This is a genomic window from Ochrobactrum sp. BTU2 (genome assembly GCF_024539785.1).
In the GTDB taxonomy this organism is placed as follows: Bacteria; Pseudomonadota; Alphaproteobacteria; order Rhizobiales; family Rhizobiaceae; genus Brucella; species Brucella anthropi.
Map to the genome: position 1 here is coordinate 1 of NZ_JAHWRG010000014.1, position 20608 is coordinate 20608.

The window sequence follows — 20608 nt, forward strand, 5'->3', positions numbered from 1 at the left end:
AACGTGCCAATCGATACCATGATCATGATGGCGACAAGCGCTGCCATGGGAATCTGGCTGACGAGATCGCCAAGTACGAGCACCATGAACAAGAGGTATATACCAGCACAGAAACTGGACAGGCGTCCGCGACCGCCGGACTTAACATTGATCATGGATTGGCCGATCATCGCACAACCGGCCATGCCACCCAAAAATCCAGTGACCGTATTGGCGATGCCCTGGCCCACGCATTCGCGGTTCTTGTCACTCGGTGTATCGGTGAGATCATCGACAATCTGAGCCGTCATCAACGATTCCAGTAATCCCACGACTGCCACAGCCACAGAATATGGCAGGATTATCAAAAGAGTTTCGAGATTGAACGGAATCTGCGGAATTAGAAATACTGGCAACGTAGATGGCAGCTCGCCCATGTCACCCACTGTTCTGACGTCAAAGCCCCACCAGACTGACAGCGCTGTTAGCACAATGATGCAGACGAGAGGCGAAGGAACAGCCTTTGTGACATACGGGAACAGATAAATGATGCCGAGCCCCGCAGCGACGAGGACATAAGTGAGCGTGGGCACATTGGTCAACTCCGGCAACTGCGCCAAGAAGATGAGGATTGCCAACGCGTTCACAAAGCCAGTCATGACCGATCTGGATACGAAACGCATCAGATAACCGAGTTTGAAGATACCGGCCATGACCTGGATGATGCCGGCGAGGATGGTTGCCGCCAACAGGTATTCGACGCCATGTTTCTTCGCTAGTGTGATCATTAGCACGGCGGTTGCCGCGGTCGCGGCAGAGATCATGCCCGGACGACCGCCAACGAAGGCGATCAGCACGGCGATTGAGAAGGAGGCGTAAAGACCGACTTTCGGATCGACGCCAGCGATGATTGAAAAGGCGATGGCTTCGGGAATGAGGGCCAGCGCCACAACGAGGCCTGCAAGCGCATCGCCTTGCATGTTTCCAAACCATTCGGTTCGTATTCGGGTTAAAGTATCGTTCGACAAAATGGGACTCCTCCTTTCCGCTTTTCGCAAGCGGACGGCGTGTGAGTTTTGGCCGCCACCAGATGGCAGCGATGAATACGAGGTGCGGTTATTCCGCGGCACGGCTCGAAAGCGTGATCAATGACGCCTCCATCTCCCGAAGCCGATTTTCGGCTTCCTGGATGTAGTCGCGTTGCTGCGGCACAGCGGCTTGCTCTCGGGCGAGCTGGATCTGAAACACCATCATGCCTTGGTGGCGGAACGCCGTCTCCGAGGAGGCAAGATAGAATTCCCACATCCGGGCAAAACGCTCGTCATAAAGCCGGACTGCTTCCCCACGTCGCGCCATGAAGCGATCTCGCCAGGCTTTCAGCGTCTCGGCATAGTGCAGGCGCAGGATCTCGATGTCGCAGACAATGAGCCCTTGGCGCTCAATCGCGGGCAGCACTTCTGAAAGCGCCGGGATATATCCGCCCGGAAAAATATACTTATGGATCCAGGGATTGGTGTGGGACGGCCCGTCACTGACACCAATCGAATGCAACACCATGACACCGTCAGGCTTCAGCAGGGATCGCACCTTGGTGAAAAACTCGTCATAGTGGCCCACGCCGACATGCTCGAACATTCCAACGGAGACGATACGGTCGAACTGCTCTTCCAGGTGCCGGTAGTCCTTCAGATGGAATTGCGCATTCCCGGCAAGATTACGCCCATGCGCCCGTTCGTTCGAGATCGCGAATTGCTCTTGCGAAAGTGTGACCCCGATAACGTCAGCCTCTGTCATTTCCGCCATGTAAAGCCCCAGACCACCCCAACCGGAGCCGATATCGAGCACCTTCTGGCCTGGCTCTATCAACAGTTTCGCTGTGAGGTGTCGCTTCTTGGCGAGTTGCGCTTCTTCCAACGAACAGCCGGCGTTCTCGAAATACGCGCAGGAATATTGGCTGTCGCTATCAAGAAACAGGCGATAGAGGGAGCCGTCTAGGTCATAGTGGTGAGCCACATTATCTTTTGCGCGCCCGACCGGATTATGCTGATGGAAACGCCTGCGCAGCCCGGTTAGCCATCGACGAAATCTCGCCGGGCCGGTCAGCGAGTAGACACTGGAGTTCTTGAACACGACTTCGAGAAAGGCGTAGATATCCCCCTCCTCGACGACAAGCTTGCCTTCCATGAAGGCTTCGCCGAATGCGAGCTCGGGATTCAGCATCAATGACCAGAGTGTCCGGATGTCCTTGATGTGAAGCGTGACGGGATCGCCGGTGCCGTCACCAAATGAAGCGCGACGGCCTGAAGGATAGATGATCGACAGATGACCGATCTTGATGTGCTGCGTAACAAAGCGATCGAAAAACGATGACATTCAATATCCTGAATACGTCGTTCTCCATGGACGCACGCGCGAACCCGCAACATATCCGAGTTACGAATACACTGTTTGAACGTGACCACCGATGAACATCATGCGGCGAAAAGACCGGCACGATAGACGGATTTCAGGCGAGCAGAATTTCCATGGGAATAACCAACGGGGACTCCAAGCAGTCAAAACGACTGTATGGAGTGAACTTGTGGCCGGGGGATAGGCGCCCGGAGAAGCCACCCGCCGTGGCGGGTCCGATGCGGAATCACTAATGATTCAGAATCAGTGATATTGCAAGCATTAATTGATCCGACTTAATCAGTCTAAGTCTGTGGTTCGCATCTCTCACGATGCTGATGGTTGATAGGGGCTGCTTCTGCGCACTTATAGCTTGCAATGACATGATAGTTGATCGAAGTGCTGGGTACTCAACCAAAGTTTGAAAAGTTTTCAAGATTTTTTCCTCGGTCACCCACTTGAATGTTGATCATTTTATAGCAATATTGACGCCATCAACGGACCCTTTCACGGGTGGCTACTCCGGGCGCCTATCCCCCGGCAACCCACGTACTTTAATCGCAGACTGTTTAGCGGTTTCCGTGTTCTGTTTTTCTGGTCTTGTTTTGACGTTCTCCGATATTCCACCAAGCAATAGTGATGAATCCGCTACGACCTCGCCTTGCGAGCTTTCGAAGCAGATAACTTGCTTTCCAACGAATGAGGCTTTGCGACAGTGTCGAATAAAGTGAAAATACATTATAAAGACGAGAGAAGTTTTGGCATATTGATTGCTATAGTTTTTTTGATTGTTTTTGCCTACCTTTCTGTATTTCGAGACGAATACAATTTCGCTCTTATCGCGATTTCATCGATCTCTTTATTCGCAGCATTGTTCACGCCACGTATTCTGCGCTGGCCAAATCTGCTTTGGCGAAAGCTCGGAATATTTCTGGGCAGAATTGTCTCGCCAATAGTGCTCGGCTTGATTTTCCTGTTTGCCGTTTTCCCAACAGGAATTGCCATGCGCCTGCTGGGAAAAGACCCGCTGCGTCTGAGAAAGCAGCATGCCATTCAATCATACTGGGTCGACCGTTCGCAGCGTACGGTTTCGTTCACTGATCAATTCTAGGGGGATAAGTGTATTTTTTCGGAGAGTTCTTCAGATTTCTCGTATCGCGCCAAAAGTACTGGCTTTGGCCGATGACTTTCGTGGTCGTCATTGTTGGCGGACTTCTGGTTATCAGTAGCGGTTCTGCTGTGGCACCATTCATTTATGCAATTTTCTGACGTGACGCCATTATGTGCAAGCTTGCACCAAAAAATTGCTTCGTGTCATGGGTTCTTTTGCAGATTGAAGGATGAATAATTGGGTCGAATTATACTTGGAGTGTCGGCATACTACCATGACAGTGCAGCAGCGCTAATCATTGACGGCGAAATTGTAGCTGCCGCTCAGGAAGAGCGATTTACGCGCATCAAACATGACCCAGCTTTTCCCGTCAGATCGATTGAAAGCGTATTGAAGCAGGCAGGCATTACACCCCGGGAAGTGGATATTCTCGCTTTCTATGATAAGCCATTTCTTACCTTTGAAAGGCTACTTGAAAGCTATGCCGCTATCGCTCCGAATGGATTGCGTTCATTTGCTCGAGCTATGCCAATTTGGGTGAAGGACAAGCTTTTCCAAAAGCGAAACTTAGCAAAGGCATTTAGCGAACACTTCGAAGTTGACATATTTGACCGAATTCGCTTCTCGGAACATCATTATAGCCACGCAGCCAGTGCGTACTACCCCGCCCCATTCGATGACGCCACAGTACTCACGGTAGACGGTGTAGGAGAGTGGGCGACAACTACGATTGGCGTCGGCATGGGGGCAGATCTCACGCTTGTTCAGGAAATCAATTTTCCTCACTCAATCGGATTGCTTTATTCTGCTGTCACTTATTATCTCGGGTTCAAGGTCAATAGCGGTGAGTATAAGGTTATGGGGCTGGCGCCTTATGGCAGCCCTCGTTTTCATAACCATCTCCTGGACAACGTGATCGATCTGAAACCAGATGGATCGTTTCGCCTGAATCCAGACTACTTCAACTTTATCGGAGGGCTCACGATGACGCGTGATGAACCCTTTGAACGGTTGCTTGGTGTAAAACGCCGCGTTCCTGAACATGAGAACCTGACTCAGGACCATATGGACCTGGCTGCATCGATACAGTCGGTGACGGAGGAAATTCTGTTGCGCATAACTGACTATATTGCGGAGCGCTATCCTTCCGAGAACCTCTGCCTGGCGGGCGGTGTCGCATTAAACTGCGTAGCCAATGGAAAAATTCTCCGGCGAGGTAAATTTAAGAACATCTGGGTCCAACCCGCAGCTGGAGATGCAGGAGGTTCGCTTGGAGCGGCACTTGCTGTCTGGCACAACGAATTTCAGCAACCGAAACATCCCAGCGGCACTGATGCAATGAAAGGAGCGTACCTCGGCCCCGAGTTTTCGCAAGCGGAGATTGAGGAACGCCTAGATAGCGTTGGAGCGTCTTACACAGTCGTTACCTCGGATCAAGAACTCGTGGAAACAACCGCAAATCTTCTCGCGGAAGGAAAATTCGCCGGATGGTTTCAAGGTCGTATGGAGTTTGGGCCGCGATCTTTAGGTGCTAGATCTATAATCGCGGATCCGAGGTCCTCGAAGGTACAACGGGATCTCAATCTTAAAATAAAATATCGCGAAAGCTTTAGGCCGTTCGCACCAGCCATTCTGGCAGATGACGTTTCCCAGTTTTTTGATTTTACAGGGCCCAGTCCATACATGCTGTTTGTGGCCAATGTTCTTGTAGAACATCGCCTCGAGCTGACAGCTGATCAGGAACAGCTATTCGGGATTGAAAAGCTCAACATTCCTCGATCAGTTATACCCGCTGTGACTCATGTTGATTACTCCGCGCGATTACAAACGGTGCATCCAGAGACGAACCCATTATTCCACGCCCTGTTGTCTTCATTCAAGAAAATTACTGCTACCCCGATACTGGTGAACACCTCGTTTAACGTGAGGGGGGAACCAATAGTGTGTACACCTGAAGACGCGTTTCGCTGCTTCATGGGCACCGAACTCGATATATTGGTTATCGGGCGCTGTATCCTATACAAGGATATGCAAAGTATTCGTCCCGACCCGTCGTTCAAAGAGGCATATGAACTTGATTAAACGTGCGGGTAAATTCCTGAAAGTCGTTCTCTTAAATCTTCTCATCTTCGCGGTACTACTGGAGTTATCGCTAATTGTTCTGGCGCGTGCGGGCTACATAAACGTGTCACTACCTAGCTACTCAGTCGATTATGCGAAGCCATTCTGGGCCGATAATAACCCTCACTGGGGTGTTTGGCATAATCCCAATGCTACAGTGCGCCATTTGACTTCCTGTTTCGATGTCACTTACCGCTCCAACAAGTATGGTATGCGGGATACTGAAAGGCAGAAGCAATCCAATGTACCAAGAGTTGTCGTTTTAGGTGATAGTTTTGCTGAAGGCTGGGGTGTGGACGATCATCAACGTCTTACAAATATTCTTCAAGAAAAGACGGGAATTCCGCATTTGAACTTCGGGACTGCCGGTAGCTTTGGCACAACGCAAGCGTTCGTCCTTTATCGTGAATTGGCGAGCCAGTTTGACCACGATGCGATAGTCTGGCTGATTTTGCCAGCCAATGATTTCGCAGACGACACGCCGACACCTTCAAAACTGATGAAGGGAGCACGCTGGCGCCCATATTTTGCGGCGACTGATACGGGCTATGAGATAATTTATCCTGATGGGGAATTTAAAGAAAAAACACGCTGGGCAATATTTCGTCGAAACTTGCCCTTAGAGTTCCTGATGACCGCACGCGCATATTATCATTATCGGACCTATTTCGATTGGTCCCAACAGCAAAAAGAGATTGGGGTGCCTTTACCAACCGCAGTGACGGGCTCTGCTTATTACGATTTCACCGACGATCAGTATGCGCGTATGGCGCAGGGGATCCGAGAGTTAAAAAAACTCGCCGGTGAAAGACCAGTCACAGTTGTCACGATCCCGCGCCCAGCAGACGTCCAACGTCTTAAAGCTGAGCAGGTAGTCCCGCCTTTGAGAAGCAGGCTTGAGAAATTAGCCTCGTCGCTTGGCATTGATTACGTTGATTTACTTGCGAACATCGATGACGAAGATACCACCAGACACTTTATCCCGTGTGATGGCCATTGGACCCATGAAGGGAACCTGTTCGCAGCACAGCGAATTGCGGATGCCGACTTTTATCAGACAATCGAAAGCAACTTACCCTAACTGTCCGGTTGTGAGACTTCATTGGCATAGAAGATGACTTTATCGACTTTTCCCATGATGTCCTCCTGCTTTGCTGGTTCGTACTGGGGATGCAAACGTCTTCGATGCCTCCGATTGTTGTGCAACATAAATATCCACTTCGATTTGACCATAGCCGTTATCCTAAAGAGCCGCGAGTACCTTGTCTATCAGAGGCTACGTCGAAATATTTGCCAGCATCGCGATACGTCTGGCATCGTCACATACTGCATGAAAACATTCAATCAGTGTACCGCTGCCGTCATGGGATCGTTCAAATATCGAATCTTCAAGCGAAAGAAATTGCCAGATCAGCTCGAAGGCTTCTTTCGGATCATTCGGCGCTATTTTTTCAGCAATCGTTTTACACTGCGGTTCACCCCATACGCGTCAGCAGGTCAGATTGGTTGGCGGTTTCTGATTTAGAGTATGAGGCAAGAATAGGCTCGACCAGCCTTTTGTAGATAGATGCGGCTACCTTTCCAGATTGCTAGTCAAGAATATCTGCCACAAAGCATCAGCGGCCGAAAGAGCCCCTGAATTATAACAAGAGGCTGTCGCCAACTGAAAAGACCCAGAGTATTCGAGAAGTTAACTGTAAGCGGTCAGCCGATAGCGTTAGACTTGAAGTTCCAAGGCATAAGGGCTTCGATTTCGGTTACAGGCCAGCCTTGAGCAATGCGGCTTAGTGTTTGGGATAGCCAGTCGAGCGGATCGACGCTGTTCATTTTGCATGTCTGGAGAAGCGTGGCCAGTGTAGCCCAGGTCCGTCCACCGCCTTCGCTTCCGGCAAACAGGCTGTTTTTCCTCGTGATTGTCTGTGGTCTGATCGCACGCTCGACAATATTGCTATCGATTTCGACGCGGCCATCGGTGAGGAAGCGCTCCAGGGCCTCGCGCCGGGTGAACGCGTAGCGGATCGCCTCGGCGGTTTTGGACTTGCCCGAGACTTTACCCAGTTCCTTTTCCCACAGGTCGAAGAGGCGGGCGACAATGGTTTCGGACTGTTCCTGACGGAACGCGGCGCGGATGTCGGCATTCTTGCCGCGAACCTCATCCTCGATCTTCCACAATTTGGTCATAGCGATGACCGTATCCGTTGCAGCCTGCGAGATCCCGCTGACGTGCAGATCGTAAAATTTGCGGCGCAGATGTGCCCAGCAGCCTGCGAGCTGTATCTGTTCATTGCGCCCAGCCTTGGCTTGCGCCTTGATCATGCTCGTATAGGCGCCATATCCGTCCACCTGCAGGATTCCGTTGAACCCGGCAAGATGCCGCGCCACGCATTCTGCGCCCCGACTGTCTTCAAAACGATAGGCCACCATTGGTGGACTGCTCCCACCATAGGGGCGATCATCACGTGCATAAGCCCAAAGCCATGCCTTGGTGGCTTTTCCAGAACCGGGAGCCAGAGTGGGCAAGGTCGTCTCATCGGCGAAGACCCTTTCACCTTCCTTGACCCGTTCCAGGATATAATCAGCGCATATCTGAAGCTCGAAGCCCAGATGCCCCATCCATTGCGCCATCAAACTCCGGCTGATCTCGACGCCATCTCGCAAATAGATTGCTTCCTGACGGTAAAGTGGAAGGCCATCGGCGTACTTGGAAACGGCGATATAGGCGAGCAGGCGCTCTGTCGGCAGACCACTCTCGATAATATGTGCAGGCGCGAGCGCCTGCACCACACCATCATGGTTCCGGAATGCATATTTGGGGCGACGTGTCACGATAACCCGGAACTTCGGGGGCACGACGTCCAGGCATTCCGAGCGATCCTCGCCGATCAGGACCTTTTCCAGCCCCTCGCAACCAGCTGGAATCTCCGGTTCGATGACTTCCTCAATGCGTTCGAGATGAGCGGCAAAGCCCTTGCGCGGACGTGATGCCCGTTTCGGCTTGCCCCTGGCCGCATCGTCAAGTTCGCTCTGGATCGCCGAGAGACCGGTTTCCACTTCCTCGAAAGCAAACGATACCTGTTCATCGCTAACACCAAGGCGTAATCGTTCAGAGCGCCGGCCGTGCTGGGTGCGCTGCAAAACCTTCATGATGGATGTCAGGTTGGCAATCCGTTCGTTGGCGCTCTTCTCCACTGCCTCCAGCCGGGCAATCTCAGCTTCAGCAGCCTTCAACCGGGCTTCCTTTTCAGCCTGCTCACGTGCCATTGCGAGCACCATAGCTTTCAGTGCGTCAACGTCATCCGGCAGATCGTGAAGCGGTAAATCCATGAGGCTGAGTAGAGCATAAAAGCGGCCGTTTTCCCAACCATTACAGCATCATGAATCATCTTGCCGCAGGCGCTATCACCCCGTCAGCAAAGGGCGTCTTGTCCTGTTCGGGCGGATCTTTTTCCAGTCCATTCCGGCCAACAAAGCCATGAGCTGAGAATGGTCCAGACGTATCCTCGCAACTGACAGGCCCGGCCAGCAAAAGCCACGGTCCTCAAGCGTTTTCGAATAAAGGCAAACGCCACTTCCATCCCACCACACAATCCGGACCCGGTCGGCACGTTTTGACCGGAAGACATAAAGCGCGCCATTGAAAGGGTCGAGACCGCCATCACGGACAACTGCCATCAGGGAAGCGGCTCCCTTGCGGAAGTCGACGGGCTGACAGGACACATAAACAACCACACCGCTGGAAATCATGCCTTGCGAGCCGCCCTCAGAACCTTCACCAGGTGATCCGGATCGAAGGCTGAACCGACGCGAACTACCATATCGGCGACAACAATATCGATCGAAGCGCTACACGTCGTTTCAACACGTGCAAATCTGGCCGGACTGGCCGTTCCCGCTGTTACTGGTGAAACAACACCAGACGCAAGCGCCTTACGACGCCATCCATAAAGCTGCGAGGGATCCAGACCTTCAGACCGTGCAACCGCCGAGACGTTGGCCCCGGGCTGCAACGACGCAGCCACAATCCGCGCCTTCTCGTCATCCGACCAGTCACGCGGCCGCCGTCGGCTTCGCACAGGTTCCGCCGTCAAAACCTCGAATGTCCGGGCCTGATTCACAGTGTCGCTCATAGGATTCTCCGCATGATTCATGCAGAAAATCGCCCATCACACCGACGAAAGATACGTGGGGTAGCCTACCCGCTTACAGTTAACTCCTCAAAGTCTCCCGTGCTTCTCGAAGATCGATTTTGGCATTATAGCCATGTTTTTCGAGAAGGTGCAGCAGGTTAGAGCCAGTGAACAGGGTGATTGGTTTGCCGGATGAAAATTTGTACGCATCGGGCCCATAATCAGCCGTGGTAATCAACACACCTCGTGAAGCACCTTCATGCTGCATGGTTCCGAACAGGTCACGAACTGCTGAAACGCCAACGGTTCTGGTGTAACGCTTCGCCTGAATAACTATTTTACCACCAGTTATTGGGTCAGGATCAAAGGCAACTGCATCCACGCCGCCGTCGCTGCTTGATTGAGTAACCTTAACTTCTCCGCCGCGTGATGCGAACTCTTTTTCAAACAACTCGCGAACCAAGTGCTCAAAATCTCCCCAATCCATCGCCGCAAGGTTTGTAGCATTGTCTAGCGCATCTATCGTTGCGCGACCGTCCACAAACCTGCGGTCCTCTTTGCTCATCTCTATCACTGGCGGTATTGCTGCCAATGAAGACAGGGAAGCAGCGGACACACCTTTGAGGCTTTTAAAACAAGCTTTTGGCTCAATGCGATTGAGGTCGATGCTCATAAATCTCTCGCGCTCTACGAGAACAGACATGATGCAGGATGTAACGTCTTGTCCGCTACTGCGATCAATGTAGCTGGTAGTGCCATTGAACAGGATCTGTTCAATGTTGTGAGCTTCGTCGGCTTCAAACAATTCGTGAATAGTGCGCAGGCAAATTTGATAGCAAACTAGGTCAAAGTTTGCCTTCTTCTCACGATCAGAGATGTGCGTTTCTTTCATCTCACCGGTGCTTGCAACAAACCGGACCTGCTTTAATGTCGGCATTTCGTCGGGGGAAGGGAGTGAATATTCAAGCAGGAGCACTTTTCCTTCCGCTTGATATTCCATCTGGAACGACTTTTCGAATAAATCCGCGTAATTTGAGCGCTCTAATACGAGCGATGCATGCTCGATAACAGAATCCGGTTCACCAGCAATCACCCCTGCTGCGAGCGCGTCGACCTTCGCATTGTGGCTGGCCTGCTCCGCCTTGAATGTTGCTTCTAGTTTTGTCTCTGTGGCTTCAAAGGCTGATTGTGTTGCTTCCCAATTTTTCACTGCCACTTGATGTTGAACATCATTCTCAGCGACACGCGCTTGCCAACAATCTAACGCTGATCGGTTGGTTTCGTTTACCGCCGCAATCTTTTTCTTAGCCTGTCCGAAAATCCGATCCCAAATTGAGATAACGGGCTGTCTTTCAACTGGCCGATCAATCAAAGACTGGCGAGGTGCAGGATCTGTGAAGCGCTTTCTTGGATAATTGCCCTTTTTCTTAAGTGCTCCCCAATCCACACGGTCATCGACCTTCAGCGTATGCGCTAAAATGGAGCCGAGCCGTTCAAGATTGCTCTGCGCATCAATTGTGGCTGCGTCCGCAGCATCTTTACCGGCTAGAACCTGTGACTTAGCCAAGTGTAAATCGTATTTCTTATCCCATGAAGCGATAAGCGCATCCACTTTTCCTTGGAGCAGATAAAGCTCTGGAGCACTTAAATCCTTATGCGTGCTAAGCCCATCATGCCAAAAGTCGATAAAGTATCTTAGTATTCGTGAGCCATCCGCGCTATATTTTGCCTGAAGCTTACCTGCTCTGATCGATTTTAAGTGTCGCGAGTTTACTGTGATCTTTGACATTCCCAGCCCCAATGATTTGCCCGAAGTCATCAAAGCTGAGTCGCTATTCCAAGTCGAGTTGGTTCACGCTTTTCTAATCCTGTAATCAAAGCGAGCGATGTGCATTTTCCTGTGGCTGCTGATGCAGTCACATTACCGAGTGTGAGAATTACAATATCTTGAACCAATACGAACCGCCGGCACGCAATCCGATCTCGCTCCACACCTAAATTCCGTCCGGCGTATCCATGCTTATGGAACTGTTGGGCTATCACAAGCTGGCGTATATTCCATTTGAAGGAATCTTGAATGCGTGCAACTAGGTGCCTAGATGCACCATCGAGCTTCGATAGCTTAAAATAGGGTGACAACAAAGATCGAGATAGCAATAACAAGATGCCTTGACGTGACCAAAAATACTCCATAATTTCAATATTCATAGAAATCTCAAACTAACTTGTGGCTTGAAGCGCTCGGGCAGGCGCTGACGCCTTGTATCTCTCGGCACCTCCAAGCATTTAACGAGGATTGATATTATGAACGAGCGGCAAGTCCTGGATGCATTTGGCGCGCTCTCACAGCAAACACGACTACAGGTCATTCGTAAGCTGGTCATCGCCGGCCCGAGCGGATTGGCGGCGGGTACGATTGCGGAAACTGTGAACGTTTCGCCTTCCAACATTTCCTTTCATCTCAAAGAACTGGAACATGCTGGCCTGATTAGTGCTCAGCGAGAATCACGCTCCATCGTCTACAGCGCGAATTTCGAGACGCTCAACGGCTTGGTCCGTTTCCTGATGGAAAACTGTTGTTCTGGTCAATCTGACGCCGGTTGCGCGCCTTCCGAACTGGCCGTGTCAGATCCTTAACAGCCTCGGAACGCAAATGTCTTAATCCTACAATACGGAGTAGCCCCAATGGCCGATCTGCCAGCCGCCTCAGATGATCTCATTCGCCAGCCCAACCTTGATGCGCTTCGCCCGGCTTATTCGCAGCACAAGCCCCGGATACTGATCCTTTATGGATCGCTACGGAAGATTTCGTTCAGTCGCCTTCTGGCGGAAGAAGCTGCACGGCTTCTCGCGCACCTCGGATGCGAGGTTCGGATATTCAATCCCGAAGGTCTTCCTCTTCCTGATGGAGCGCCAGACATCAATCCCAAGGTTCAAGAATTACGCGACCTTTCTCTCTGGTCGGAAGGCCATGTCTGGGTCAGCCCCGAGCGGCACGGTGCGATGACCGGCATCATGAAGGCGCAGATTGACTGGATTCCCCTCACGACCGGTTCCGTGCGACCTACGCAGGGCAAAACCTTGGCCGTCATGCAGGTCTCCGGCGGCTCGCAGTCGTTCAATGCTGTCAATCAACTGCGCATTCTCGGTCGCTGGATGCGGATGATCACGATTCCGAACCAGTCGTCCGTCGCCAAGGCATGGCAGGAATTCGACGCCGATGGCCGCATGAAGCCCTCGGCCTATTATGATCGCGTCGTCGATGTCTGCGAGGAACTGGTCAAATTCACACTGCTGACCCGCGATGCCTCCGACTACCTGACAGACCGTTACAGCGAACGGAAGGAAGAGGCCGCAAAGCTTGAACAGCGCGTGGATCTGAAGTCGATATGAGCGAGCGCCCGCCCGTCGGCACTATCCTTGCCCTGGGCCTCACCCAGATCATCGGCTATGGAACCCTTTATTACAGCTTCAGCATCCTTGCGCCTGATATGGCGCGAGATCTGAACTGGTCGACAGAGTGGATTTTCGCAGCACTTTCCGCGGCTCTCCTTTTGGGCGGCTTGACTGCGCCCTGGCTCGGCCATGCCATTGATCATTTTGGCGCAGGACGGGTGATGACGACCGGCTCCGCAATTGCTGCGGTAGCCTTGATCGCCTGTGCCTATGCGCCGGGTAAGACCGGCTTTGTCGCCGCCCTGATCGTGATCGAGATCGCCGCCAATCTGGTTCAATATGGGGCCGCCTTTGCGCTGCTGGTACAGGCAAGCCCCCACACCGCCCAGCGCAGCATCACCTACCTGACCTTGATTGCCGGCTTCGCCTCGACAATCTTCTGGCCTTTCACCACAGCATTGCACGCCAACTTGTCGTGGCAGAACGTCTACCTGGTGTTTGCCGGGCTCAATTTGCTCGTCTGCCTGCCGCTCCACGCCTGGCTGTCTTATGGACTTGCCAAGGGTAAAGCAGAGGCACAAAACGGCACGGCGCAGATCGTCGAGGGAAGTCTGAGCCCGGATGTCCGGCAGTTCGGTTTCAAGTTGATGGTGGTGGGATTCTCGCTGCAATCTGGGGTCAGAACAAGAGCTGCTCGAAATCGTACGCTAAGCTTGAACGGAGCGGGAACGCTTGATTGACCGCATTTCAAAAAGGGCATCTATGACCGGACATTCTGGAACCTGATCGCCGGTGCATTGCGCCGCCATATTCGACATGGCCCGCTCCAGACGCCGCAGATCGGCGATTTTCTGACGGATATCTTTCAAATGTTCGATGGTGAGCGCATGGACCTCCCGGCAGGTGTAGGTATGCCCATCGACCAGGCGAAGCAGGCCGCGCAACTCGTCCAGGCTGAAGCCGAGTTCACGGCCGCGCCGCACGAAATGCAGCCGCCTTGCGTGTTCAGTTGTGTAGATACGATAACCCGCTGCGCTGCGGGCGGGCTTCGGCATGACGCCGATTTTCTCGTAATAGCGGATCGTCTCTATGTTGACGCCGCTGCGCTCGGACAGCACGCCGATCGAAAATTCATCATTCTGTGTCATCACATAGCTCGCACAAATCCGTGAAAATTTCTCGCTTGACCCTGTAGTCGCTACAGGCACTAGGGTCACGATAGATCAATTGCGGGAGCATGTGAACGATGATGCAGGATGAAACACGGACGCTGGCAAATACAGTCACAGAGCCAGCCGAAAAGGGTTTTGATCGGGCAGCATTGCTGTCGGTCGGCGGCATCGTTGCGGCACTGGGCGCAGCAACCTGTTGCGTGCTGCCCTTTGCCTTGTTCTTCGCTGGCATCAGCGGCGCGTGGATCGGCAATTTGACCGCGTTCGAACCCTACCAGCCTGTGTTTATCACGATCGCGCTCGCCTGCCTCGGCTACGGTTTCTATCTCGTCTATCGCAGGCCGAAGGCGGCTGAATGCGCCGAGGGTTCCTACTGCGCGCGTCCATCATCCCATCGGAACGCCAAGATCGGCCTTTGGGTCGCAACTGTCTTGATCATTATCGCCGTGGGCTTTCCCTACGCCGCCCGCCTTGTCCTCGATGCTTAATCCCAAGGAGAATCTCATGAAAATCCTGCCCCTCATTGCCCTTACTGCGTCCCTGCTGACGGGTGGTCACGCTTTTGCCGCCGAGCAGACCGTAACCTTGAATGTTGCCAATGCCACCTGCGAACTCTGCGGCCCGATTGTGAAGCGGGCGCTCAGCAACGTTCCAGGCGTGCTCGATGTTGATGTATCGGAGGCGACCGGCGCGGCGATCGCGAAGGTGCGCTTTGACGACAGCCAGACGAATGTCGCCGCGCTGATCACCGCAACCACCAATGCTGGCTATCCGTCCGGCGTTTCGCAGTAAGGAGGTTCAGCATGACAGATGGAAAGTTCATCGGCCTTGGCGGAGTCGGGTTTCTCGCCGTCATCTGTTGCGCCGCGCCATTTCTTTTGGTCGCCGCTGGCTCTTTTGGCTTTTCCGCATGGTTCGCAGCGGCCGGCTATGTGCTGATCCCGATCGCTCTCGCCGCGATTGGGGCGTCCGCACTTTATCTTTACCGGCGTCGGCGTTCCGCCTCATCAGCGGATGCCAATTGCTGCTCGATGAATAACAAGACAACAAAGGTGAATTGAATGTGTGAAGCTTGCGACGTTCCAACTTCCAACAAAGGCAACGGCCGTTATGATCTTGTGGTCGTCGGAGCTGGCTCGGCCGGTTTCTCCGCCGCGATCACGGCCGCCGAACTAGGCGCCCAAGTGGCTCTTGTCGGGCATGGCACGATCGGCGGTACATGCGTCAACATCGGCTGCGTGCCCTCGAAAGCCCTGATCCGGGCCACGGAGGCTGTACGTCACGCCAACGATGCGGCTGCCCGGTTTGATGGGATCGAAAGCGGCGCGCGCGTGGTTGATTGGGCCGCTCAGATCGCCCAGAAAGACGCTTTGGTTGCCGGTCTGCGACAGGCGAAATACGCTGATCTGCTGCCGGAGTACAACAATGTGGTCTACCACGAAGGTCCGGCCCGCCTCGTTGACGGCGGTGTCCAGGTCGCGGGCCAGCACATCGGCTCCGAGCGAATTATCATCACCACCGGTGCGCGTCCGGCGTTGCCGGGGATTCCGGGGATCGCTGACGTATCGCCGCTCGACAGCACGACAGCGCTCGCCCTGACCGAGCTGCCACGCTCGATGATAGTGCTTGGCGGCGGCTACATCGGCGTGGAGCTTGCCCAGACTTTCGCACGGGCCGGTGTCGAAGTGACACTCGTGTTCCGCAGCCGGCTTCTGCCGGAGGCTGAACCCGAAATCGGCGCTGCGCTTGCCACCTATCTGGCCGATGAGGGGATTAAAATCGTCAGCGGCATTACCTACGAGTCCGCCCGCAAGACCGATGATGGTGGTGTTGCCCTCGCCATCGCGCGGGACGGACGTCCGGAAATCTTGACTGCCGAGCGGATTCTTGTGGCGACGGGACGCCGCTCGAACACTGAAGCCCTTGGGCTTGCTGAAACCGGTATAGACCTGACACCGGCCGGGGCCATCATCGTTGATGATCGCATGCGCACCTCGAAGGCGGGCGTCTATGCCGCCGGCGATGTAACCGGAAAAGATCAGTTCGTCTACATGGCCGCCTATGGCGCAAAGCTCGCCGCCAAGAACGCATTGAACGGCAACAGCCTGAGTTACGACAACACCGCAATGCCCGCCGTGGTCTTTACCGATCCGCAGGTGGCGAGCGTCGGCATGACCGAAGCGCAGGCGCGGGCTGCCGGACATTCGGTTCGCACCTCCGTCCTTTCCCTCGACAATGTGCCGCGGGCGCTGGCGGCGCGCGACACGCGCGGCCTGATCAAGCTGGTCGCCGACGGGTCAACCCGGAAACTCCTTGGCGCTCACATCCTTGCACCAGAGGGTGCTGACAGCATTCAGACGGCAGCCTTGGCCATCCGCTGCGGCCTGACGATCGATGATCTCTCGGAGACGATCTTTCCATATCTGACGACTGTCGAAGGTTTGAAGCTTGCGGCTCAGACCTTCGACAGGGATGTGAAAAAACTGTCCTGCTGCGCGGGGTGAGGCGAAAGGGAAACGGGTGCCTACTCAAGTTACGGCTTAAACGGAGCGGTCGCCCTCGATCCTGACACGCATGATGGTCTGGCGGCTGGTGTCAAATTTTCTGGCGAGTGCGGAAACGCTCATCCCGCCCGCCAAATCCGAGAGAACATCCAATTTCTGCTTCTCATTGAGCCGAGCGGGACGGCCGAGGGTCTTGCCTTCCGACTTGGCTCGTTTGAGGCCCGACTGCGTGCGTTCGATCAGCAGATCACGCTCGAACTGAGCGACGGCATTGATGACGCTCATCGTCATCTTCCCGGCGGAACTCGCCAGATCGACGCCGCCGAGGGCCAGACAATGGACCCGCACGCCCAGCTCCTCCAGTTTCCTGACCGTCGTACTGACATCGATCGCATCTCGGCCGAGCCGATCGAGCTTGGTGACGATGAGCACGTCCCCGGCTTCGAGTTTATCCATCAGTCGCGAGAAACCCCGGCGCTGCGCAATGGCGACGCTGCCCGAGATGGTCTCGGTGACTATACGGCGTGGCTCGACGTGGAAGCCGGCCGCTTCGATTTCCTGAATCTGGTTTTCGGTGGTCTGTCCGGTCGTGGAGACACGGACATAGGCAAAGGTGCGTGGCATAAGGTTCAATTTCGTCCGAATAGGTTGTCCGAAAGGTGATGCCTGTCCACAAATAAGTCAAGATAATTTGTGGACAGGGTGATTTAGGCCTGTACTCAAACGACCGTTTCCGGACATGCCCGGAACCATCGACGCAAGTTTGTATGGAGTAAAAAATGGCGCGGCGGAAGTTTCTCAAAATTCAGGATCAACAGGAGCTGTTCGGCGTACCGACCGATGAGGATAGTCTGATCCGTCACTACACTCTATCTCCATCGGACCGGCTGGAGATCGAAGTCCGCAGGCGAAAACATAACCAGCTCGGCTTTGCTGTCCAGCTTTGCATGATGCGGCATCCGGGCCGGGCTCTCATGGTGCACGAAATTCCGCCGAGGGCGATGCTCAATTATATAGCCGAACAATTGGATGCTGATCCGGAGAGTTTCCGTTCCTATGCCAGGCGGGAGGAAACTCGCCGCGAGCATATCGCGCATTTGCTTTCCTATTTTGGAAAACGAACAGCAACAGCACAGGACCGGCGCGCCGCCTTACTATCCGCCGTCGGAACGGCGACCGCAACGGACAAGGGCCATTCTATTGCCCAAGCTATTGTCACCACGCTGCGGGAGCGGAAGGTGTTACTTCCCGCACCTGACACAATAGAGCGGATCGGCTTTGCCGGCCGCGTAATAGCCCGCCGTCGCGCCGAGGCTGCCCTGATATCGGGCCTTTCAGCCGAAAAGCTCCAATCCCTCGATGATCTTTTGACGGTTGATCCCGAGATACGACAGACGCGATTCCATTGGCTGCGATCTGCGCCAGATGCTCCGGGAGCAACCAACCTGGTCACGCTGACCGACAGGATCGCTTTCATCCGCGCGCTCGATATCGATCCCCGACTACAAGCCCGCATCCACTCCGGTCGCTGGGAGCAGATGGTCCGGGAGGGCGATGTGACACCGGCATGGCTTGCCGCCGACTTCAACGCCAGTCGGCGGCGCGCGACGATCATCGCGCAGATCATCAAGCTTGGGCAAAAGCTCACCGACGCCGCAGTCACCATGTTCATCAAGCTGATCGGCAGGCTGTTTTCGCAGGCGAATAACCGCAAGAAGCAGCGCCATGTGAACACCCGGATGGAGACGGCTAAGGCACTACGGCTGTTTCTCGACACGATATCGGCTCTTCAGTGCGCCAATGACAATGATGAAGATGCAATTGAAACGCTCGACCGCCACGTCGGCTGGCATCGCTTGGTGCAGGCAAAGCCGACGCTTGCGGCGATGGTGGAAGACAATGACGCCTCACCCTTGCTTATTGCAGCTGAGCAATATGCCAATGTTCGCAATTATGCAGGCCGGTTCCTCCTGACCTTCACATTCCATTCAAGTCGTCGGTATGATCCTTTGCTGGCAGCGATCGAAACACTCAGATCCCTTTACGCGGAAGGAAGGCGCGTGCTTCCCGAACGTGTCCCGATCGCTCATCTCGGCGCGCCGGAGCGTAAACTGATCTTCGGGCAGGCAAAGGCCGATCGCCGTCTCTATGAGATTGCAACACTGGCAGCGTTGCGCGAGCGGCTTCGTTCGGCCGACATCTGGGTCGAAGGCAGCAGGGCGTTCCGGCCGATAAATGAAAATTTCATGCCCCGCCCTACTTTTACCAAGCTGAAGGAAACTGACCAGCTTGGGCTCGGTGTGCAGCGCGACGGGGTGGCTTGGCTCACCGAAATGCAACAATTGCTGGACTTCAATCTGAAACGTCTCGCCCATCGCGCCCGCAACGGCAAACTTGAAGGCGTCCGTCTCGATGCCGGAACCCTGATTGTAACACCGCTGGCGAGCGAAGTGCCCGCTGCAGCCGATGAACTAAATATCGAACTCAGCGAAATGTATCCGCTTGTCGAAGTGCCGGATCTCTTAAGAGACGTGCATGAGTGGACCGGCTTTGCCGACCAGTTCACCCATGTTCGAACGGGCGATTCACCGCAAAACATTCCGGCCATGCTCGCCGGCACGCTCGCGGACGCCACCAATCTTGGCCCGAAACGTATGGCCGGAGCCTCCAAGGGGATCAGCGCCCATCAGATCGGATGGATGCGCATGTTCCATGCCCGCACGGAAACCTATCGCGCAGCGCAGGCATGTGTGACCGACGCCCATGCGCGTCATCCCCACGCCCAGCTCTGGGGAACAGGGACGACCGCATCATCTGATGGTCAGTTCTTCCGGGCCAGTGATCGTGCCGCCAAACGCGGTGATATCAACCTGCATTATGGCAGCGAGCCAGGCTCGAAATTTTACAGCCACCTTTCCGATCAGTACGGCTATTTCAGCATTCTGCCGATCAGCCCGACCGAGAGCGAGGCAGCCTATGTTCTCGACGGCCTGTTCGACCACGACACCATCCTGGAGATCGAGGAGCACTTTACCGATACCGGAGGTGCGAGCGATCATGTATTTGCCCTCTTCACTCTGATCGGAAAGCGTTTTGCGCCTCGGCTGCGCAATCTCAAGGACCGGAAGTTCCATACTTTCGAAAAGGCCGACTCATATCCAGCACTGGCCAACCATATCGGCGCGCCGATCAATACCGCCCTCATTCTGGAACACTGGGATGACCTTCTCCATCTGGCGGCATCAATCACGACACGCTCTGTTGCGCCCTCAATGATCCTCAAAAAGCTGGCGGCATCCTCGAAACCGAGCCAGTTGGCGAAAGCCCTGCGTGAGCTCGGGCGCATCGAGCGATCCCTGTTTATGATCGAATGGTATTCCAACCCGGCACTTCGCCGGCGATGTCAAGCCGGTCTTAACAAAGGAGAATCCGCCCACAAGCTCAAGCGGGCCGTTTTCTTCCATGAGCGCGGCGAAATCCGCGACCGATCGTTCGAAAGTCAGGCATTCCGTGCCTCGGGCCTCAACCTTGTCGTCAGCGCCATCGTCCACTGGAATACCGTTTATCTCAGCCGTGCCGTAGCCCATCTGCGTCAAAGTGGTCGAACTATCCCCGACATATTGCTCAAGCATGTCTCGCCACTCAGCTGGGAGCACATAAATCTCACCGGCATCTATTCCTGGGACACCGAGCAGCAGATGCCCGAAGGCTTCAGGCCATTGCGACTTCCTGGAAGAATCCTCCGCGCTGCATGACGTTCCCGCTCCGTTCGGTCTTAGCGTACGATTTCGAGCAGCTCTTGTTCTG

General features: G+C 54.3%; 20 protein-coding genes, 2 pseudogenes and 2 other annotated features. Of the genes and pseudogenes, 12 read left to right on the plus strand and 10 right to left on the minus strand.

Annotated elements, in window-relative coordinates:
• Both KWJ32_RS23545 and KWJ32_RS23550 read right to left on the minus strand, forming a co-directional pair.
• Positions 1–959: SulP family inorganic anion transporter (locus KWJ32_RS23545; RefSeq protein WP_256886319.1), on the minus strand; the 959-nt coding region annotated here is incomplete at its 3' end.
• A 136-nt stretch (positions 960–1095) separates the two neighbouring features.
• A complete protein-coding gene (locus KWJ32_RS23550) occupies positions 1096–2352 on the minus strand; it encodes a cyclopropane-fatty-acyl-phospholipid synthase family protein (RefSeq protein ID WP_125303310.1) in 1257 nt (418 codons plus the stop codon).
• A 206-nt stretch (positions 2353–2558) separates the two neighbouring features.
• Positions 2559–2611, minus strand: a sequence feature (sul1 is cis-regulatory element that is thought to sense ions involved in sulfur or methionine metabolism; They are found in Alphaproteobacteria).
• A gap of 255 nt (positions 2612–2866) precedes the next feature.
• Positions 2867–2917 (plus strand) — a sequence feature (sul1 is cis-regulatory element that is thought to sense ions involved in sulfur or methionine metabolism; They are found in Alphaproteobacteria).
• A gap of 168 nt (positions 2918–3085) precedes the next feature.
• Here KWJ32_RS23550 and KWJ32_RS23555 point away from each other — a divergent pair.
• The 4 genes from KWJ32_RS23555 to KWJ32_RS23570 all read left to right on the plus strand — a co-directional run bounded on the left by KWJ32_RS23555 (position 3086) and on the right by KWJ32_RS23570 (position 6683).
• Entirely contained in the window at positions 3086–3481 is a 396-nt protein-coding gene (locus KWJ32_RS23555; RefSeq protein WP_125303313.1) for an SxtJ family membrane protein, read from the plus strand.
• An 8-nt stretch (positions 3482–3489) separates the two neighbouring features.
• The gene (locus KWJ32_RS23560) at positions 3490–3639 is read left to right on the plus strand and encodes a DUF5989 family protein (protein WP_255414850.1); all 150 of its coding nucleotides are present in this window, start codon (positions 3490–3492) and stop codon (positions 3637–3639) included.
• Positions 3640–3718: 79 nt separating this feature from the next.
• Positions 3719–5563 (plus strand): carbamoyltransferase, encoded by a 1845-nt coding sequence (locus KWJ32_RS23565; protein WP_125303316.1) that lies wholly within the window; start codon positions 3719–3721, stop codon positions 5561–5563.
• On the plus strand, positions 5550–6683 hold the full coding sequence (locus KWJ32_RS23570) for a GDSL-type esterase/lipase family protein (RefSeq protein ID WP_125303319.1): 1134 nt from the start codon (positions 5550–5552) through the stop codon (positions 6681–6683). Before KWJ32_RS23565 ends, KWJ32_RS23570 begins: the two co-directional genes overlap by 14 nt.
• Before the next feature lie 198 nt (positions 6684–6881).
• Here KWJ32_RS23570 and KWJ32_RS23575 read toward each other — a convergent pair.
• From KWJ32_RS23575 to KWJ32_RS23600, 6 genes and pseudogenes are all read right to left on the minus strand, one after another.
• Positions 6882–7079, minus strand: a pseudogene (locus KWJ32_RS23575) (DUF6880 family protein); the annotation flags it as partial.
• Between the two features lie 227 nt (positions 7080–7306).
• Entirely contained in the window at positions 7307–8926 is a 1620-nt protein-coding gene (locus tag KWJ32_RS23580; protein WP_256886320.1) for an IS66 family transposase, read from the minus strand.
• Positions 8927–9001: 75 nt separating this feature from the next.
• Positions 9002–9346: an IS66 family insertion sequence element accessory protein TnpB gene (tnpB, locus tag KWJ32_RS23585; protein ID WP_100649048.1), complete on the minus strand. Its 345-nt coding sequence runs from the start codon at positions 9344–9346 to the stop codon at positions 9002–9004.
• Positions 9343–9729 carry a transposase gene (locus KWJ32_RS23590; RefSeq protein ID WP_105541262.1) on the minus strand — a complete coding sequence of 129 codons (387 nt, stop codon included), beginning with the start codon at positions 9727–9729 and terminating at the stop codon, positions 9343–9345. Before KWJ32_RS23590 ends, tnpB begins: the two co-directional genes overlap by 4 nt.
• Before the next feature lie 79 nt (positions 9730–9808).
• Positions 9809–11518 carry a restriction endonuclease gene (locus KWJ32_RS23595; RefSeq protein WP_256886322.1) on the minus strand — a complete coding sequence of 570 codons (1710 nt, stop codon included), beginning with the start codon at positions 11516–11518 and terminating at the stop codon, positions 9809–9811.
• Positions 11519–11547: 29 nt separating this feature from the next.
• Positions 11548–11937, minus strand: a complete 390-nt coding sequence (locus KWJ32_RS23600; RefSeq protein WP_256886323.1) for a hypothetical protein — start codon at positions 11935–11937, stop codon at positions 11548–11550.
• Between the two features lie 96 nt (positions 11938–12033).
• On the opposite strand from KWJ32_RS23600, the gene KWJ32_RS23605 reads away from it, so the two are divergent.
• From KWJ32_RS23605 to KWJ32_RS23615, 3 genes and pseudogenes are all read left to right on the plus strand, one after another.
• Positions 12034–12366 (plus strand): metalloregulator ArsR/SmtB family transcription factor, encoded by a 333-nt coding sequence (locus KWJ32_RS23605; protein ID WP_094574624.1) that lies wholly within the window; start codon positions 12034–12036, stop codon positions 12364–12366.
• 48 nt (positions 12367–12414) lie between these two features.
• Positions 12415–13122 (plus strand): arsenical resistance protein ArsH, encoded by a 708-nt coding sequence (gene arsH / locus KWJ32_RS23610; protein ID WP_125302882.1) that lies wholly within the window; start codon positions 12415–12417, stop codon positions 13120–13122.
• Positions 13119–13811, plus strand: a pseudogene (locus KWJ32_RS23615) (MFS transporter); the annotation flags it as partial. The gene arsH and the pseudogene KWJ32_RS23615, both read left to right, overlap by 4 nt.
• Positions 13812–13832: 21 nt before the next feature.
• On the opposite strand, the gene KWJ32_RS23620 reads toward KWJ32_RS23615, so the two are convergent.
• Positions 13833–14273 carry a helix-turn-helix domain-containing protein gene (locus tag KWJ32_RS23620; protein WP_023517540.1) on the minus strand — a complete coding sequence of 147 codons (441 nt, stop codon included), beginning with the start codon at positions 14271–14273 and terminating at the stop codon, positions 13833–13835.
• 98 nt (positions 14274–14371) lie between these two features.
• Here KWJ32_RS23620 and KWJ32_RS23625 point away from each other — a divergent pair, with 98 nt between their 5' ends.
• Genes KWJ32_RS23625 through merA form a run of 4 tightly spaced genes read left to right on the plus strand, consistent with a single transcriptional unit; the run spans position 14372 to position 16801 of the window.
• Positions 14372–14785 (plus strand): mercuric transporter MerT family protein, encoded by a 414-nt coding sequence (locus tag KWJ32_RS23625; RefSeq protein ID WP_003501072.1) that lies wholly within the window; start codon positions 14372–14374, stop codon positions 14783–14785.
• A 16-nt stretch (positions 14786–14801) separates the two neighbouring features.
• Positions 14802–15089 carry a cation transporter gene (locus tag KWJ32_RS23630; RefSeq protein WP_010661778.1) on the plus strand — a complete coding sequence of 96 codons (288 nt, stop codon included), beginning with the start codon at positions 14802–14804 and terminating at the stop codon, positions 15087–15089.
• An 11-nt stretch (positions 15090–15100) separates the two neighbouring features.
• Positions 15101–15358: a hypothetical protein gene (locus tag KWJ32_RS23635; RefSeq protein WP_003501076.1), complete on the plus strand. Its 258-nt coding sequence runs from the start codon at positions 15101–15103 to the stop codon at positions 15356–15358.
• Positions 15359–16801, plus strand: a complete 1443-nt coding sequence (merA, locus tag KWJ32_RS23640) for a mercury(II) reductase (protein ID WP_003501078.1) — start codon at positions 15359–15361, stop codon at positions 16799–16801. It begins immediately after the preceding gene.
• A 36-nt stretch (positions 16802–16837) separates the two neighbouring features.
• Here the strand turns inward: merA and KWJ32_RS23645 are convergent, their stop codons facing one another.
• Positions 16838–17425, minus strand: coding sequence for a recombinase family protein (locus KWJ32_RS23645; RefSeq protein ID WP_003501080.1), 588 nt, complete (start codon positions 17423–17425; stop codon positions 16838–16840).
• 155 nt (positions 17426–17580) lie between these two features.
• Here KWJ32_RS23645 and KWJ32_RS23650 point away from each other — a divergent pair, with 155 nt between their 5' ends.
• Positions 17581–20556 (plus strand): Tn3 family transposase, encoded by a 2976-nt coding sequence (locus KWJ32_RS23650; RefSeq protein WP_256886324.1) that lies wholly within the window; start codon positions 17581–17583, stop codon positions 20554–20556.
• Positions 20557–20608 lie beyond the last annotated feature (52 nt).